The sequence below is a fragment of the Vagococcus humatus genome (assembly GCF_003950325.1).
GTDB classification, from domain to species: domain Bacteria; phylum Bacillota; class Bacilli; order Lactobacillales; family Vagococcaceae; genus Vagococcus_C; species Vagococcus_C humatus.
This window is the reverse complement of the sequence record NZ_PXZH01000002.1, coordinates 196,555-212,545: the sequence shown is the minus strand read 5'-3', so window position 1 is coordinate 212,545 and position 15,991 is coordinate 196,555. Positions and strand designations below refer to the sequence as shown.

Below are 15,991 nucleotides of genomic sequence, written 5' to 3'. Positions count from 1 at the left end.
TCTCTTTATTTATTTACTTCAGTTACACTTGTTGAAATAATCGAATTAGTAAAAGCATTCACTCGTTCGATTTGACTATTTTTTTTACTGGTTTCAATCCAAACAAACCATGCTGGAATATATACATTTTTTCCTCGTACACTAAAAATGCGTGTGTAACCTAATTTTATATTATTTAACCGAGCATCTTTAGGTATTTTATTACTTAGATAAAGTGTGGTAACAGCGTCCCTTTCAGTAATAAGCGGTTGACTTTCCCTTAAGGCCTCTATCTCTCTTAAATGACTTTGAGTATAGCTATTCACTAAACTATTATCCCCAAACTCAGAATCTTTATCTACATTAATAGTTAATAGACTCGTTTCATCAATAATCGGAATACCATTATATTGCTGCGTAAAAACATATTTATGAGGTAAATCAGATAAAATTCCTTGATACTGATATTCTCCGCCATAAGGAACCAAATGAGGTTGCTTGACTAATTCTTTCATTGTTTTTAAACTTTCTTTTTTACTTTTAGGAACTACTACTGATTTATTTAAATTCACTTGCATTTTACCAGAGTCTAAGGAAAATATCTCTCCGTCTAATTTAAAATTGGTCATGTCTCCTTCATCTGATTTAATCCCACTTAAATAATACCCATCGTGAATTTCATTAGAAAAAGCAGCTGGAAATTTAATATTATCTACTTGCAATCGTTGTTCAATATTATTTAAATGACTACTCTCAGTTAAACCTGCAGAATCATTACTCATTCCTTGTCTATAAGTGTAGAGTAAAAACAGATTCAAGAAGAAAAAGGCAAGTAAAAAAATACGTTCAATCTTTTTAAAATCCATTAAGACTGACCTCCTTCATGAATCCCTTGTTCAATTAAAACATTGGCCACAGATTTCCATTCATTTTTATATTTTATATACCATTCAGGAATTAAGTCCACCACTTGTTTCGTTTCATCATTAGTTCGCCAAGTATAGCCAATTTTCAAGTTACTAATATCGGTTTCAGGAATGCCAGCTTGCGTTAATTGGTTGATTGCCTCTTGGGTAGTAGGTAAAGTAATGGTTTCGTCAGAAGGAATAGGCACTTGAATCGTTTCTTGATTGGTTAAAATGCGAACATTTTGGTTCATCAAGTTAAACTGGACACTTCCACGGCTATAATCACTAAACACCGGATACCCTTCTACATAACTACGGTAAACAATTGTAGAGGCTGTACTATCAAAATAGCGTAGAGTTCCAAAAGAGCTAGCAATATCTTCTAAGTAGTAAAAACTATCTGAAAAAAGATTTAAAGATTCTCTACGACTGCTTTCTCTAATTCTTCCAAAAAAGTTGACTTCTCCTGTTTGATAGCTAACTGTCATACTTTCTCCTTCATAATTCATCAAGTTCACATCTTTACTTTCTTTTGAACTTTCATTAGGAAATATTTCTTCTGTTTTATCAAAAAAAGCTTTGGAAAAAATAGTATAGGACTGAGTTGCCAAGATATAACTATACTTTTTAAAGGTCATATCGTCTGTTTCTTTAGTGCTATAAATAGCTGGCAACCATTCTTGATTAGCCGTTACTTCTTTAAATTTATTCTCTTTCTCATAAAGATTATGTTCTAATCCTTTTGTATTCCCACTAATACTTGCTTCATAGACTTTAAACCGGTCATCTGCTAAAAAATACAGCTTATTTTCTTTAAAATCAAGAACAATGCGGTTAAAGGTTAATGATTTATAAACACTTCGGTCAAGGGACAGATGGTTAATTTCAAAATAATAAGCTAGGTTTAGCTCATTTGGAAAAATTAATTCCATACTTTGCCGCTTAGTTTGGATATCAATATAAGCCTCTCTTTGACCTTCGACTACTGGTTTAAGCTTACCTAGTGATAACTTGACGAGTGCTTTATTTAAACTGGTAATAAAATTTTCGTGATTACTGTAAAAATGGCGACCATCTTCACTGTGATAAACAAATTGAGTCGGAACAAATACTTCTTGAGGTAATTTTTTTTGTAGAATACTGTCAGTTGTTTCTTCTTTTTCAGCATCGATTTTACCTGAGTTAGTCCAAATCTTCGCTGACAAAACGACACTTAATAGAATCATAATGACAAGAAGCAACCGAAAAAATCGATCTATCAATTTCATTCCCAAAAATCCCCCTCTTCTACTGGCACATAAGGTAGAGAAATATAAAAGACTGATCCAACTTCCTCTTCACTTTCAGCCCAAATAGTACCACCATGCTCTTTAATCACTTCTTTAGAAATGGCTAAGCCTAAACCTGATCCTCCCATAGCTCTTGAACGCGCTTTGTCTACACGGAAAAATCGGTCAAATACTCGGCGCACATCTTTTTTAGGGATACCCATTCCTTCATCTGCAATACTAATGATGACATTGTTATGAGTTTCCAATAAACTACACGTAATTTGTCCCCCATCAGGAGAATACTTTAATGCGTTATTCATAATGTTATCTAGAACTTGAATCATTTTATCTGGATCGACTTCCACCCAAATAGTTCGTTGAGTGAAATCTTTTTTAATTCGATAATTTTGATTTGTACTAGTAATCATCATCTCGAAACGCTCAATGACAAAATGAAACATTTCATTTAAGTTAACTAATTCTAACTGTAAAGGACTTCTCTGGGCATCCATACGAGATAAATTAAGTAAATCATTAATCATACGGATCATACGGTCTGTCTCGTCAAGAGTCACATTAATAAATTTGGGAGCAATTTCTTTATCTTCCCAAGCCCCATCTGCTAAAGCTTCTAAATAACTCCGCATACTAGTTAAAGGTGTACGTAATTCATGAGACACATTCGAAACAAACTCTCGTCGTTCTTGTTCATTTTTCTCTTGCTCTGTAATATCATGCAACACACAAACTAACCCACTAATAAAACCTGACTCTCTTCTGATTAAAGCAAAATCAGCCCGTAAAATACTATCTTCATAACCTGGTTGGGAAATTTCAATAATTTGATCACTAGAACTTTCTAGTAGTTGTCTAAGGGTATAAGTTTTTTCCATACCTAACAAATCAATAATTGAACGACCTAAAGCTTCTTCTGTTTTTGTATGTAGCAGTCCTGTTGCCATTTCATTAATAGTAATGACTTTTCCTCTTCTGTCAGTTGCTACTACGCCATCTGTCATATGGGTTAAAATGCTATCTAACCGGTGACGTTCTGATTCAAGAGTCCCCTGAGCTTCTTCTACTCTATCTGATAACTCATTAAAGGTGGTGCCTAGCTGTCCTAATTCATCTTGCCCATAAACTTCTACTTTGCCGGAATAATCTCCCTCCGCAATCCGCATAGCTTGTTGTTTCATTTCCCCAATAGGTTTAGTTATGGTACGGGAAACTAGCAAGGCTACACCTAAAGAAATCGATAGGGCGATAATCGAGGCGGTAAAGAAAATCAGGGCGGTATTATTTACTTCTTGATATTTACTTTCTACATCACTTTTAACATACAAACCACCTATCACTGTATCTCCAGTGGAAGATTTAATTTGCTGGACATTGATGTACACTCTCCGGCCTGAATCATTATCTTTTAACTCTTTTCGTTTTTCTGCAAAGTCATTTAGTAACACGTTATCATTTTTTTTACCAATGACGGCTTGCTGATTGGCGTCACTAGTTGCCCGAACAATCCCTTTATCATCAATCACTCGAACTTCTAGCACATCCCGTTTGGCAAATTCATTCACAATCCGTTTTAAATTAGTATCGCCATCTTCTTCATGATCAGTAGGGATTAACTCCACGCTAATGTTAGACGCTAACTGTTCTACTTGGGAATCAATGCCTTTTTCAAAGGTATCAATCGTTGATTTTTCCAATTCTCGAATAAAAATAGCCCCGATGATTTCTACTGAGATAAGTAACAGTAGCACAAACACCATGGCTATTTTAAAATGAACGGATTGGAAAAAATGAAGTCTTTTTTTCATTTATCCGCAAACTCCTAATCTTGTTCTGGATTTCTTAAATAATATCCCACACCTCTACGAGTAATTAACCAAGTAGGATGACTTGGATTGTCTTCGATTTTTTCACGCAAACGTCTAACTGTTACGTCTACTGTGCGCACATCTCCAAAATAATCATAGCCCCAAACAGTTTGAAGCAAGTGTTCACGAGTCATCACTTGTCCTAAGTGTTTAGCTAGATAATGGAGCAATTCAAATTCTCGGTGAGTTAATTCAATATCAGATCCTCGTTTAGATACCATATAAGCATCAGGATGAATCGTTAAATCTCCCACTTCAATTTCATTATTTTCATCTTCTTCTTGTACTTTAGCTTCAATACTTCCTTGTCGTCTAAGATTTGCTTTAACTCTGGCCACTAATTCCCGATTAGAGAATGGCTTAGTGACATAATCATCTGCTCCTAACTCTAGACCTAAAACTTTATCGATTTCAGAATCTTTCGCCGTAACCATGATGATAGGCATATCGTAGCTTTTACGTATTTCTCGACAAACTTCTAACCCGTCTATTTTAGGCAACATTAAATCTAGTAAGACTAAATCTGGTTCCACTTCTTTTACTTGTTCAATTGCTTCTTCTCCGTCATAAGCGGTGTAAACGTCATAGCCTTCTTTATTTAAATTAAATTTGACAATATCGGATATCGGTTTTTCATCATCGACCACTAATATTTTTTTCATGAATAAGTTTCCTCCTAATTGCTACTCTATCATCAAGTTCATACCCATTATACATGATTTTTTACCTTGAGGGTACTTTCTCTTACTGAATTAAAAAAAAAGAGAAGTCTTTCCCCTTCTCTTTTTCTATTTTAATTTCTAATAAGTTTTAACTATAACCAAGATGATTTTTCCCCTACATAAGGAACAGATAAAGTATGCATGGCTCTAGAGCTAGCTGTGTATAACATATTTAATTCTTTCTCTGTATTAAATCGTTCTTTTGAGGCATTATGAACTAACACATTATCAAATTCTAAGCCTTTTGCTAAATAAATAGGCATCACTAATAAATGACTATCAAATAACATTTTACTAGAATGAGTAATTGCTGATAAGCCAGCTACCTCTTTTAATTGACTCATCACTTGTAGCGCTTCTTGGCTATCTTTTGTTAAAATCACACTTCGCTCCTGAGTAGCTTGTTGATTTAACCAGTTTTTCAGATAAGTTACGTAAGCATCATTATCTTTAAATCCTAACACTTCAGGCTCTTTACCTGGTCGGTTAATGATTTCTACTTCTCCTTGTTTTTGGCTAATCAACTGCTGCATAAAACGACTGATTGGTCCACTAGACCGGTAAGATTTTAAAAGTGATAGCTGACGAATGTTGCGGTTATCTCCTTTAAAAATCTCAGCAATTCTAGGAAACGTCACGCCTTGAGCAAAAATAGCTTGGTAACGATCCCCTACTAAAGTAAAGCGAGTTTTTGGAAATACTTGGGCTAAATAATATAATTGGGCTTCACTGTAGTCTTGAATTTCATCTACAATCATAAATTTCATCTGTCTATCTACAGTTGGGCGTAACATTAAATAGTAAAAATAAGCAAACTCTGTCCCTAAATCTAAAGAAATATTGTCACGCAATTGATTACCTGTAGCTAGATAATAATGTTCCTGTAAGTTTAACCATTGATAGTGTTGGATTTTTCCTCGCAACACTTGATAATGACGACTAACTAATTGAAAGACCACTTTATCTAAATCTTGTTCTTTCCCACCTTGTTTATTGACACCAAATACTTGGTTATACTCTTCATTGCTTAAATTTTCCAGTTTGTCACGCCATTTTTGTTTTTTAGCTTCTTCTTTGATTACTTGTCGCAATCTTTCTGACATTTGTTCCCGCAAATAATCTAATTTTCGGTACATCGCAATATCTTCTGGTAAAGTTGCTAATTTTTCACGCATCCACTGAGTTGAAATAACTTCTTCGTCTCCTTTAACAAGAGGTCGTAGTGCTAAATCACTAGGAGTCAAATGTGACACATATGCTTCTAGCTGTTTCATGGCTTCAACAGAAGAAGTGTACTCACTTATTTGAAGCTGCTCTTCAAGTGTTTCAATGTGACGTTTGGACCCTGGGTATTGAATTAAATCTCGGTAAGTCATTTGGCGTGGATTTTTTTCACCTAAACTTGGTAAGACTTCCTCAATATATTTACTAAACATTGGGTTAGGAGATAATAGTAAAACTTGTTCAGCTCTTAAATCTTCTCGGTAACGATATAATAAAAAAGCAATTCGCTGTAAAACCGTAGAAGTTTTCCCACTTCCCGCAATTCCTTCTACTATTAAAACATCACTTTTAGTATCTCTAATAATAGCATTTTGCTCTTTTTGGATAGTACTAGTAATGTCTTGTAATTTAGCTGTGGACTCTTCTCCTAGCACTTCTAATAACATAGGATCTTCAATTGCTGTGGCTGTATCAAAAAATTGCAGCAAGTCATTTTTCTCAACTTTAATTTGACGACGATTTTGTAAATCTACTTCAACTTGTCCCATAGGTGCTTCATAACTAGTCGGGCCTAAATCATTTTCATAGTACAAGTTAGCAATCGGTGAGCGCCAATCTTGAATATATTGTTCGTGGGTTTGTTCATCACTGAAACCTGCCACGCCAATATAAAAAGACTCAGTAGATGCTTCATCAGGATACTGAACATCTAATTTAGCAAAATAAGGACTAGCCAACAATTTTTCAATACTATCTTTTTGTCTTTCTAACCATTCTCGCTTAAACTTTAATTGAGCTAACTGTTGATTTTTAGCTTCAATTTCAATCAGAGATTCAAAACTATCTATAGGTGAGTTAGTATTCATTTTTATGTCATCGGATAAGTTTCTAACAAAATTACGAGAAGTCTCATCTTCTTCATGAGAAGCTTGTTCTACTTTTATTTGCATCTCTTGTAATTTAGCATAAATTTCTTTTAAATGAGCTTCTTCTTTTAACCATTCTTGACTCTTCGACACAGGCATATCTCCTTTGATTATATTTATACAATGGTAATATATTTTACGCTGTTTTATTAAATGAGTCAATTATTATTAATGAAAAAACAAGGCACCTATAACTAGGCCCCTTGTTTTTAACTAAGTCATTTGACGCAATAAATCATATTGAGATTGATAAAGACGATAATAATAGCCTTTTTCTGCCATTAATTCTTGATGACTTCCTGCTTCTTTAATTCTTCCTGCTTCAATGTAAAAGATTTTATCACTATTTTTAATAGTAGATAAACGGTGAGCAATAATAAAACTAGTGCGTCCTTTTAATAACTCTAATAAACCTATTTGTAATAACTCTTCCGTTTTAGTATCAATATTAGCAGTAGCTTCATCTAAAATTAAAATTCTAGGATTGGCTAATAAAGCTCTAGCAAATGAAATCAATTGTCTTTGTCCTGCTGATAAAGTGCTACCTCTTTCTTCTACAACTGTGTCATAACCATCCTTTAGCTCCTGAATAAAATCATGAGCTCGAACAATTTTAGCTGCTTCTATAATTTCCTCTTTGGTTGCATCTAACCGACCATAGCGAATATTTTCCAAAATTGTTCCAGAAAAAATAAAGGTATCTTGCATCATTACTCCCATTTGCTGCCGCAAAGACTGAAGATGTACATCTCGAACATCTATCCCATCAATTTGCACACTGCCTTCATTAACATCGTAAAAACGACTTAACAAATTAACAATAGTTGTTTTACCTGAACCAGTCGGCCCAACTAAAGCCACACTTTCTCCTGGCTGAACCTTAAAACTAACCTGACTTAAAATATTTTTACCTTCTTCATATCTAAACGTCACTTGATCAAAGCTAACTTCTCCTTTAATTTTAGGCATATCAATTGCATGAGGTCGGTCCTTAATATCTGGTTCTACATCTAAAGTTTCAAAAATTCTTTCTAAGTAAGCAGTAGCTGTAATTAACGAATTATAAAAATTTCCAATGTTAATCACTGGATTCCAAAAATTATTAATGTATCCAATAAAAGCAATCAAGGTTCCTGTACTAACATTTACACCGATTTGTTTAATTCCAACAAAATAAATCAAACAGGTTGTCACTACTGCTATATTATTGACTGCTGGCCAAAGGGCAAACTGGACATAAATAGCTTTCATCCAAGAACTGCGGTAATCTTCACTGACTTCAGTAAAAATCATATCGTTTTCTTTTTCTCGGGCAAAAGATTGGGTAATCTTAATTCCTGCAATACTTTCATGAATAAACGCATTTAAATTGGATTGCTTATTACTTAGCACTTGATAAGCTTTTCGCTGCTTTGTTTTAATCAACATAACTATAACAAATAAAATAGGTAGTAGAGCTAAACTATATAATGTTAATTTAGCATCAATGGCTATCATAACTAGTAAAGTAATGATGACCGTAAATACATCTGAAATTAAATTGATTAATCCATTACTCAACAAATCGCTTAAAGTGTTAATGTAGTTAACTACCCGAATTAATATTTTGCCATGGGGACGATTGTCAAAATAAGAAAAAGGTAACTTTTGTAAATGCTCAAAAATAGAGAAACGCATATCTTTCAACATATTTTGACCTAATTCTGTAATGTGATAAATTCGGTACCTTAAACACCAGCCCATGACAGCTAAAGCCACTAAATAAATACCACTAATCCATACTAATAATGAAATATTATGGTTAGGAATAATTTGATCAATAGCAATTTTAGTAAAATAAGGTCCAAGCATGGCACACAAGTTAGCGACAATAATCACACTTAATATTTTCCAAACTTGCTTTCGGTAAGGTTTGATATAAGCACCTAACCGTTTATAATAGCTCCAATTAAATTCCTGAGTTAACTCCTCATCCACATCAAACTTATTTCTAGCCAAGCTTAGCACCTCCTTTTAATTCATCCTCTTCTAACCCTAATTGTTTTTTATACACGTCAAAATACATGCCTTGCTGTTGAATTAACTCCTCATGAGTCCCTCGCTCAACAATTTTTCCATGAGACATCATCAAAATTAAATCAGCATCTCGAACGGATGATATCCGGTGGGCAATAATAAATGTTGTTTTTTCACCTGTTAATTTAGTTAACTCCTGTTGAATTTTAGATTCTGTTTCCATATCAACTGCTGAAGTAGTATCATCTAAAATTAAAATAGAAGGATTTTTAGCTAACGCTCGCGCTAAAGAAATCCGTTGTTTCTGTCCCCCTGATAAACCTACTCCTCTTTCTCCCACAATGGTTTGATAACCTTCTGGCATGCTAGCTATAAATCCATGAGCATCTGCAATTTTCGCAATTTGACTCACATAACCTAAATCAGCTTCTGGAGTACCAAAGGCAATATTATCTTGAATGGTGTTGGAAAATAAAAACACATCCTGCATAACCATTGAAATATTCTCTCTTAGCTGACGAACAGGGTACTCTTCAATTCGCTTTCCATCAATCCATATCTCACCAGAACTAGCATCATAAAACCGAGCAATCAAATTAACTAAGGTTGTTTTTCCAGAACCAGTTTCTCCTAATATCCCAATAGTTTGACCTGGTTTAGCTGAAAAACTGATATGAGATAATACCTCAGTTGTAGGATCATCTGAAAAATGAAAAGAAACATCTTTAAAAGTAACATGACCCTCAATCTTTAATTGGTCTAAAGATTGAGCAACTGGAATACTAGGGGTAGTCGTCAACATTTGTCTAATTTTAATCGAAGCTGCATTAAACCGTTGCACATCATTTACTAGCCATCCGCTCATTCGCATTGGCATATTAAGCATCCATAAAAAACCATTAAATGTGACAAGTTCTCCTAATGTCATTTCACCGTACATGACAAACAAACCACCTACTAATAAAGTGATTAAAGTTAAACTGCCAGCTAAGCCGTCTAACCAAGGTAAATATTTTTTAGAAATATCAGCGGCCCCCATATTTCTTTCTTTAAAATCATCATTATGCTGATTAAATTTTTCAATTTCATAAGCTTCACGAGCAAAAGCTTTAACTACTCGGTTTCCGCCAATATTTTCTTCTACCATTGAATTTAATCTTGAAAAACTTTCACGAATTTCAAAAAAAGCGGCTTGAGACTCATTCGCCATTTTTTTCGTTAAAATAAAAATAATTGGCGTCACAGCTACTAAAGAAAGCATTAATTTCATATTAATGGTTCCCATCGCAATGATGGCAATCACAAACCATAAAATAGCTTCTAAAATGTTATAAGTAACCCAGGAAACAAAATGACGGATAGCATCAGTATCTCCAGTCATTCGTGCCATAATATCTCCTACTCGCGTATGATTAAAAAAATCGAAATCCAATTCTTGCAACTTTTGATACAAATCCATTCTTAAATCAAACAAGGTATTTTGTCCTATTCGCTCAAATAATAGTTGATAACAATAGCGGACAGCTGTTCTAAAAAATGTAACCCCTATCATAATAAGTAATAAGGGAACTAATAAATTTTCTTTTCCTCCTTCAATTACCTCATCTACTATTTTACCGGTTAATAATGGATTAATAGCAATGGTTGCCGCATTGATAATAACTAATATAATAGCAATCACACCGTACTTCCAAAATTTTTTTGAATATTGCCAAATCCATTCAAAACTATTCACAGCTATAAGCCTCCTTTTATTCTTTATTTGCTATATAAGACTACTCTTTTTTTTTATAATTTGAATGGGCATTCTTCTTTAAAATGATGTACAATATGACTATCTTTCATGAAAGGAGATTCTTTTGGCTATGTATGTAAACAACCAAACCTTTAATCCTCATATCTTATATGCTTTTGATCCTTGGAATGAACCGAATAATGAGAGTCCCTTACATCAACATGATCATCTAGAATTTTCTATTATTTTAGAAGGTGAGTCTCATTATTTTATTGACAATCAAAACTACTCACTTATGGCAGGTACAGTTTTGTTGTTCAATCCTCAAGTAGTCCACGGTGAGCAACAACACTCTGGCACTTATTCCCATCAACTACATATTGGGATTGACAATTTATTTTTGACAAATTTACCTAAAAATAGATTTCCTCATTCTAAAGCGGTATTACAATTAGGTGCTTATCACGGAGTCTTTTTAGAAAAAGCTTGGCAAGTAGTCCAAGAAATCAACTCTGATCACTTAGAAGCCCGTCTTATGATTAAGGCTTTAATTACAGAAATGCTTGTGTTAGTCTTACGAAGTCTAGATGCTACTTCAAACTTAGATTATCTATCCCCTTCTTTGACTTCCTCTGACCAAAGAAAACAACGTTTAGTAGAAAAAACTATTTATTATTTAGAAAATCATTATCAAAAAGAGATTACTTTAGAACAATTAGCTGAAAAAATGTTTGTCAGTAAAACTCATCTATCTAAAGTTTTTAAAGAAGAAACAGATATGAGTCCGATTAATTATTTAATTCATATTCGGTTAAGACATGCAAAAGAACTACTTCATCATGACCAATTATCTGTCAAAGAAGTAGCCCAAATTGTTGGCTATGAAGATGCCTATCATTTTAGTAAATTATTTAAAAAATATTACGGAACCTCTCCATCACAAATTGAATAATTTCCTACCTATTAACTAAATTAACCAAACAAAAAGCCAAAACTTACTTAACCGGTAAGTTTTGGCTTTTATTTAGATCATAGGTATCTGGACTGTCACTTTTGTTCCTTCACCTAAATGACTAGTTAAAAATACAGTACCATGCAGAAGCTCTACATAATGTTTAACAATTGATAGTCCTAACCCTGATCCCCCTTGATTACGCTGTCTGGACTTACTTACTCGGTAAAACCTTTCAAACAAACGCTGTTGATCTTGATCAGAAATACCAATTCCTGTATCCTCTACTTCAAAAAAAAGCATCTCATCTCGTTTAAACAGACGAATATAAATGATATCTTTTTTTTCTGTATAAGTGATAGCATTTTCTAATAAATTTTTGACAACTGGCTGAAAAAACTCACTCGGTACTAATTCAGATAACTCATCTAACTGAAACCGAATCGATAATTCTTTTTCTAAAATCATCGGCTGATAGCGGTCTAATTCTTCTTCAATCACTAATTGTGGTGGCACTCTTAACATATCTTGCTCTGGCTGTGTTTTTTCAGTTTGCAGAAGTTGCAATATTTTTTGAATTAAATCATATAACCGGTTAGCTTCTTTATGGATAATCTGAATAAAGTCACGGGCAACTGTTGGATCTTCTAAAGCTCCGTCTAATAACGTTTCTGAAAATCCAATAATTGAGGTAGTCGGTGTTTTCAACTCATGAGAAATATTACTAATAAAATCTTTATGCATTTGTTCCAGCTGCATTACTTCTGTTATATCATATAGAATAAGTAAGTATTCATTTTGTTGATTGGTTTTACTTGGTAGTAGCCTTACTACTCCTTGAAAAAATTGTTCCTGTGAGGTCGAAACAACTAAAGTTTCTTGGACTTCTGTTTCTTTATCTCGTGCCTGTTCCATTAATAATTGAACTGCTTGAGGTAACTGTTGGATAGAAAACTGATCCTCTTTTTGTTGATTAAAAAACCAGTCTTCCACGACCTGATTGTGAGACAGGATAGTTAACTCTTCATTAAACAAACAAACCCCTAAATTAAGACTATTCATTAAAAAATAAAACTTTTCTTCATTTGATAGCTGCTGATAATAAAGCAACTGATTTTTTTGTAAAAGTTGATTAAGTAACTCATAGGTCTGATTCCAGTCTGACCAAGAAGTTTCTAAGACTTGCTCTTGCTCTGGTTTATCGATGGCGTCTTCAATCACAGGAATTAAATATTTTAATGGCTGTTGATTGCGGCGATAAACATATAAAATCAAGCCTAAATTAACTATAAGTAATAACGAAAAGATTATAAATAGTAACAAGCGAAACTCTTTAATCGTTTGAGAAAAGCCACGAAACTTTTCCGATAGACGAATATATCCTAGTACATCTCCTCGGTATTTTATCGGCTTAGCCACATATAATAATTTCTCTCCGATTGTATGACTCTCTCTAAGAGAAGCCCCTTGTTGCTTATGATCCTCCATTAAAACCTTTATTTCAGGTCGACTGGTACGAGTTCCTACTGCCGAGTCTTCTTTAGAAGAGTCATAAACAATGATTCCTTCTGAATTAAGAATAGTAATCCGCTCATATTGAGTTAAATGTAAGTGAGACACTTGATCCACATACTCATTTAACGTTGTTTGTTGAAAAGTCCCATTCAACACATCTATCTCACGAGCTAAACGACTGGTTTGTTGTTCAATCACTTCCTGATAAAAAAAACGATTAGTATAAAAAGCGCCAACTAAACTCAAAACTAAACTAAGTAACAACACTAGAATAATATAATAAGTAGACTTTTTCTCTCGCCTTTTCATTAGACTACACTCTTAGGATCTTGAAATTTATAACCAAAACCACGAACTGTTATCAAGTACTCTGGTTGTTTGGGATTGTCTTCAATTTTTTCCCGTAAATGACTCACATGAATATCCACTGTTCTGGTTTGTCCATAAAAATCATTATTGCCCCAAATAGCATATAGTAACGTTTCTCTGTCTATGACTCTATTTTGACGTTTCATAAAATAAAGTAGTAAATCAAATTCTTTTTTAGTTAATTGAATTTTATTTTCTTTCTTAACTACTTGATAGACTAATGGATAAATGGTAATCTCCCCAATAGTAATAGCATTTTCTGAAATTAAAGCAGGAACTGCCATATCTTCATCTACCTTAGTTAAATTTAAACGTCGGTCAATGGCTTTCATTCTAGCTACTAACTCTCTAGGGCTAAAAGGTTTGGTTAAATAGTCATCGGCTCCCATCTCTAACCCAACAATTTTATCTACCACATCATCTTTAGCCGTTAACATCAAAATAGGGGTCCGAATTTGTTGGCTTCTTAGAGCTTTTGTTACTTCAAATCCATCTAATTTAGGTAGCATTAAATCTAAGACGATACAATCAAAAGAATCTGACAACGCCATTTGTAAGGCTTCTTTCCCATCATAAGCCACTGTAACGGTATACCCTTCTTTTTCTAAATTATATTTCAATAATGTAGTAATAGAAGGTTCGTCATCAACCACTAAAACATGTTTCATAGTTAATCACTCTCCTTCTATTATTATACGTTATTCAGACAAAGTTGACAGAACTTATTTATCTTTAACTGTACCATCTAATGAGCGTTCTACTTTCATTTGTGTGATGGGAATATAGTTTAATTCTTTGACTACATGATTTTGAACATCTTCTGTTAAGATATAGTCTAAAAATTCTTTGACTTCTTTTTTAGCATCTTTTTGGGTATACATATGTTCATATGACCAAATCTTCCATTGATTATCTGCTACATTTTCATTTGTTGGTTCTACATCATCAAGAGAAACAGCTTGTAAGGAATCATCTAGATAAGAAAAAGCTAAATAACTAATAGCTCCTGGAGTTTCTGCTACAATTTTTTTAACAGTTCCAGATGAATCTTGTTCTTGTGAATCTACAGCTCCCTTACCATCTAATCCCCATTGTTCGAAAGTTGCCCGTGTCCCACTACCTTGTGCTCGGTTCACTACAACAATTTCTTCGTTCTTTCCGCCAACATCTTTCCAGTTCTTTGTTTTACCTGTAAAAATATCGACTAACTGTTCATGGGATAAATTTTTGATTCCAACTTCTTTATTAACAACAGGAGCAATCCCAATGACTGCCATTCGGTGATCCGTTAATTTTTTACTATCAATACCTTCTTTTTCTTCTGCATAAATATCAGAGTTACCAATGTCCACTGCGCCACTTGCCACTTGACCTAAACCTGTCCCACTTCCCCCGCCTTGAACAACAATTGAGTAATTAGGATTATCTGTTTGATAAATTTCTGCAATTTTTTCTACTAATGGCTGTAAAGCGGTTGAACCTACTGCACTTATTTCTACCTTTTTAGATGAAGTCGGTGTTTCTTTGTCTGTTGATTGACTTCCTTCTTCTTTACCACTTCCACAGGCTGCTAGCGTTCCTACCATTAACAAACTAATAAAAGTGAGTGCCATACTTTTTTTCTTCATATTAATCTCCTCTTAATCAAAAATGTTATTGTCTTTTGGACACCTTTATCCTAACAAGTGTTTGTAAAGTTTGATTTCTTTTCTATGTAAATTATAAGTAAAGTTATTTGTAAATCTTCTGTTAATTCTATTACTTACCCTTTTCACTTAAAGAATTATTCGATATACTTTCTTTAAACAAAAGGAAAGGGAGTAAGATAATGACTAGTATTAATTTAGTTAATTTAAAAAACTATACTGAAAAACTTTACACAAATGTCACAAAAGCAACAGTCAATACAGATACGGAACAATATGAAGCTGTTCTTTTACTAGATTTGTTTGACTTAGTTAATGAGAAAGGAGCAGTTAGTTTAACTATTTATCAAGACGATAAAGTAACCACCCTACCTTTATCTGATTGGCAAATTTCAACGATTGGTTATTAAAAAATCCCCTTCTAATCATCTAGAAGGGGATTTTACTTATAAAAAAAAAAGAATGCGTATCAGGTTTTCGAAACGTCCGAAAACGCCAACCTGATACCATTCTTGCGGGTTTGGCACCCAATGGGCTGTGGGGGGATCGAACCCACGACCCACGGATTAAGAGTCCGTTGCTCTACCAACTGAGCTAACAGCCCGAACTTGCTACAAGGAACATTTTAGCACTATGATTGTATAACATCAAGTACTTTTTAAAAAAAATAAGACGAAGCAAATTGCTTCGTCTTATTTATCTAGATGTTTAACTGCACAATCACAGTCTTCACAACAACTTTTTTTATCTTTCTTAACAACCTTTCGGTAAATAACATATCCTGAAAAACCAAACACGCCTAAACCAATTAATAAAGTTGACATTCTTTTTCTCCTTTGTCGCTA

Annotated in this window: 13 protein-coding genes and 1 tRNA gene; 2 read left to right on the top strand and 12 right to left on the bottom strand. The window is 33.7% G+C overall.

The genetic code is table 11. The annotated features are described in order from the left end of the window. Nucleotides 1–5 precede the first annotated feature (5 nt). The 7 genes from yycI to C7P63_RS06050 form a co-directional block, all read right to left on the bottom strand. Complete coding sequence (gene yycI, locus C7P63_RS06080; RefSeq protein ID WP_125943271.1) at nt 6–845, bottom strand: two-component system regulatory protein YycI; 840 nt, start codon at nt 843–845, stop codon at nt 6–8. Then, on the bottom strand, nt 845–2,155 hold the full coding sequence (locus C7P63_RS06075) for a YycH family regulatory protein (protein WP_125943270.1): 1,311 nt from the start codon (nt 2,153–2,155) through the stop codon (nt 845–847). The genes yycI and C7P63_RS06075 overlap by 1 nt, the downstream gene beginning before the upstream one ends. Further along, nucleotides 2,152–3,981 carry a cell wall metabolism sensor histidine kinase WalK gene (walK, locus tag C7P63_RS06070; RefSeq protein WP_125943269.1) on the bottom strand — a complete coding sequence of 610 codons (1,830 nt, stop codon included), beginning with the start codon at nt 3,979–3,981 and terminating at the stop codon, nt 2,152–2,154. Before walK ends, C7P63_RS06075 begins: the two co-directional genes overlap by 4 nt. A 14-nt stretch (nt 3,982–3,995) precedes the next feature. Further along, entirely contained in the window at nt 3,996–4,703 is a 708-nt protein-coding gene (gene yycF, locus C7P63_RS06065; RefSeq protein WP_125943268.1) for a response regulator YycF, read from the bottom strand. Between the two features lie 152 nt (nt 4,704–4,855). Beyond that, complete coding sequence (locus C7P63_RS06060) at nt 4,856–7,006, bottom strand: HelD family protein (RefSeq protein WP_165863788.1); 2,151 nt, start codon at nt 7,004–7,006, stop codon at nt 4,856–4,858. A gap of 120 nt (nt 7,007–7,126) precedes the next feature. Then, the gene (locus C7P63_RS06055; protein WP_125943266.1) at nt 7,127–8,911 is read right to left on the bottom strand and encodes an ABC transporter ATP-binding protein; all 1,785 of its coding nucleotides are present in this window, start codon (nt 8,909–8,911) and stop codon (nt 7,127–7,129) included. Then, complete coding sequence (locus tag C7P63_RS06050; RefSeq protein WP_125943265.1) at nt 8,904–10,664, bottom strand: ABC transporter ATP-binding protein; 1,761 nt, start codon at nt 10,662–10,664, stop codon at nt 8,904–8,906. Before C7P63_RS06050 ends, C7P63_RS06055 begins: the two co-directional genes overlap by 8 nt. Before the next feature lie 130 nt (nt 10,665–10,794). Here C7P63_RS06050 and C7P63_RS06045 point away from each other — a divergent pair, with 130 nt between their 5' ends. Continuing rightward, nucleotides 10,795–11,616 (top strand): helix-turn-helix transcriptional regulator, encoded by an 822-nt coding sequence (locus tag C7P63_RS06045; protein ID WP_125943439.1) that lies wholly within the window; start codon nt 10,795–10,797, stop codon nt 11,614–11,616. A 72-nt stretch (nt 11,617–11,688) separates the two neighbouring features. Here C7P63_RS06045 and C7P63_RS06040 read toward each other — a convergent pair whose 3' ends face one another. The 3 genes from C7P63_RS06040 to C7P63_RS06030 are packed head-to-tail and all read right to left on the bottom strand — an operon-like array spanning nt 11,689 to nt 15,128. Next, the gene (locus C7P63_RS06040; RefSeq protein ID WP_125943264.1) at nt 11,689–13,440 is read right to left on the bottom strand and encodes a sensor histidine kinase; all 1,752 of its coding nucleotides are present in this window, start codon (nt 13,438–13,440) and stop codon (nt 11,689–11,691) included. Continuing rightward, nucleotides 13,440–14,168, bottom strand: a complete 729-nt coding sequence (locus C7P63_RS06035) for a response regulator transcription factor (protein WP_125943263.1) — start codon at nt 14,166–14,168, stop codon at nt 13,440–13,442. Before C7P63_RS06035 ends, C7P63_RS06040 begins: the two co-directional genes overlap by 1 nt. Nucleotides 14,169–14,222: 54 nt before the next feature. Beyond that, the gene (locus tag C7P63_RS06030; protein WP_125943262.1) at nt 14,223–15,128 is read right to left on the bottom strand and encodes a phosphate ABC transporter substrate-binding protein PstS family protein; all 906 of its coding nucleotides are present in this window, start codon (nt 15,126–15,128) and stop codon (nt 14,223–14,225) included. A 200-nt stretch (nt 15,129–15,328) separates the two neighbouring features. Here C7P63_RS06030 and C7P63_RS06025 point away from each other — a divergent pair, with 200 nt between their 5' ends. Beyond that, entirely contained in the window at nt 15,329–15,556 is a 228-nt protein-coding gene (locus C7P63_RS06025) for a hypothetical protein (protein ID WP_125943261.1), read from the top strand. A 121-nt stretch (nt 15,557–15,677) separates the two neighbouring features. Here the strand turns inward: C7P63_RS06025 and C7P63_RS06020 are convergent. Beyond that, nucleotides 15,678–15,750, bottom strand: a tRNA-Lys gene (locus tag C7P63_RS06020). Between the two features lie 88 nt (nt 15,751–15,838). Then, nucleotides 15,839–15,970 (bottom strand): FeoB-associated Cys-rich membrane protein, encoded by a 132-nt coding sequence (locus tag C7P63_RS06015; RefSeq protein ID WP_125943260.1) that lies wholly within the window; start codon nt 15,968–15,970, stop codon nt 15,839–15,841. Nucleotides 15,971–15,991: the final 21 nt, after the last annotated feature.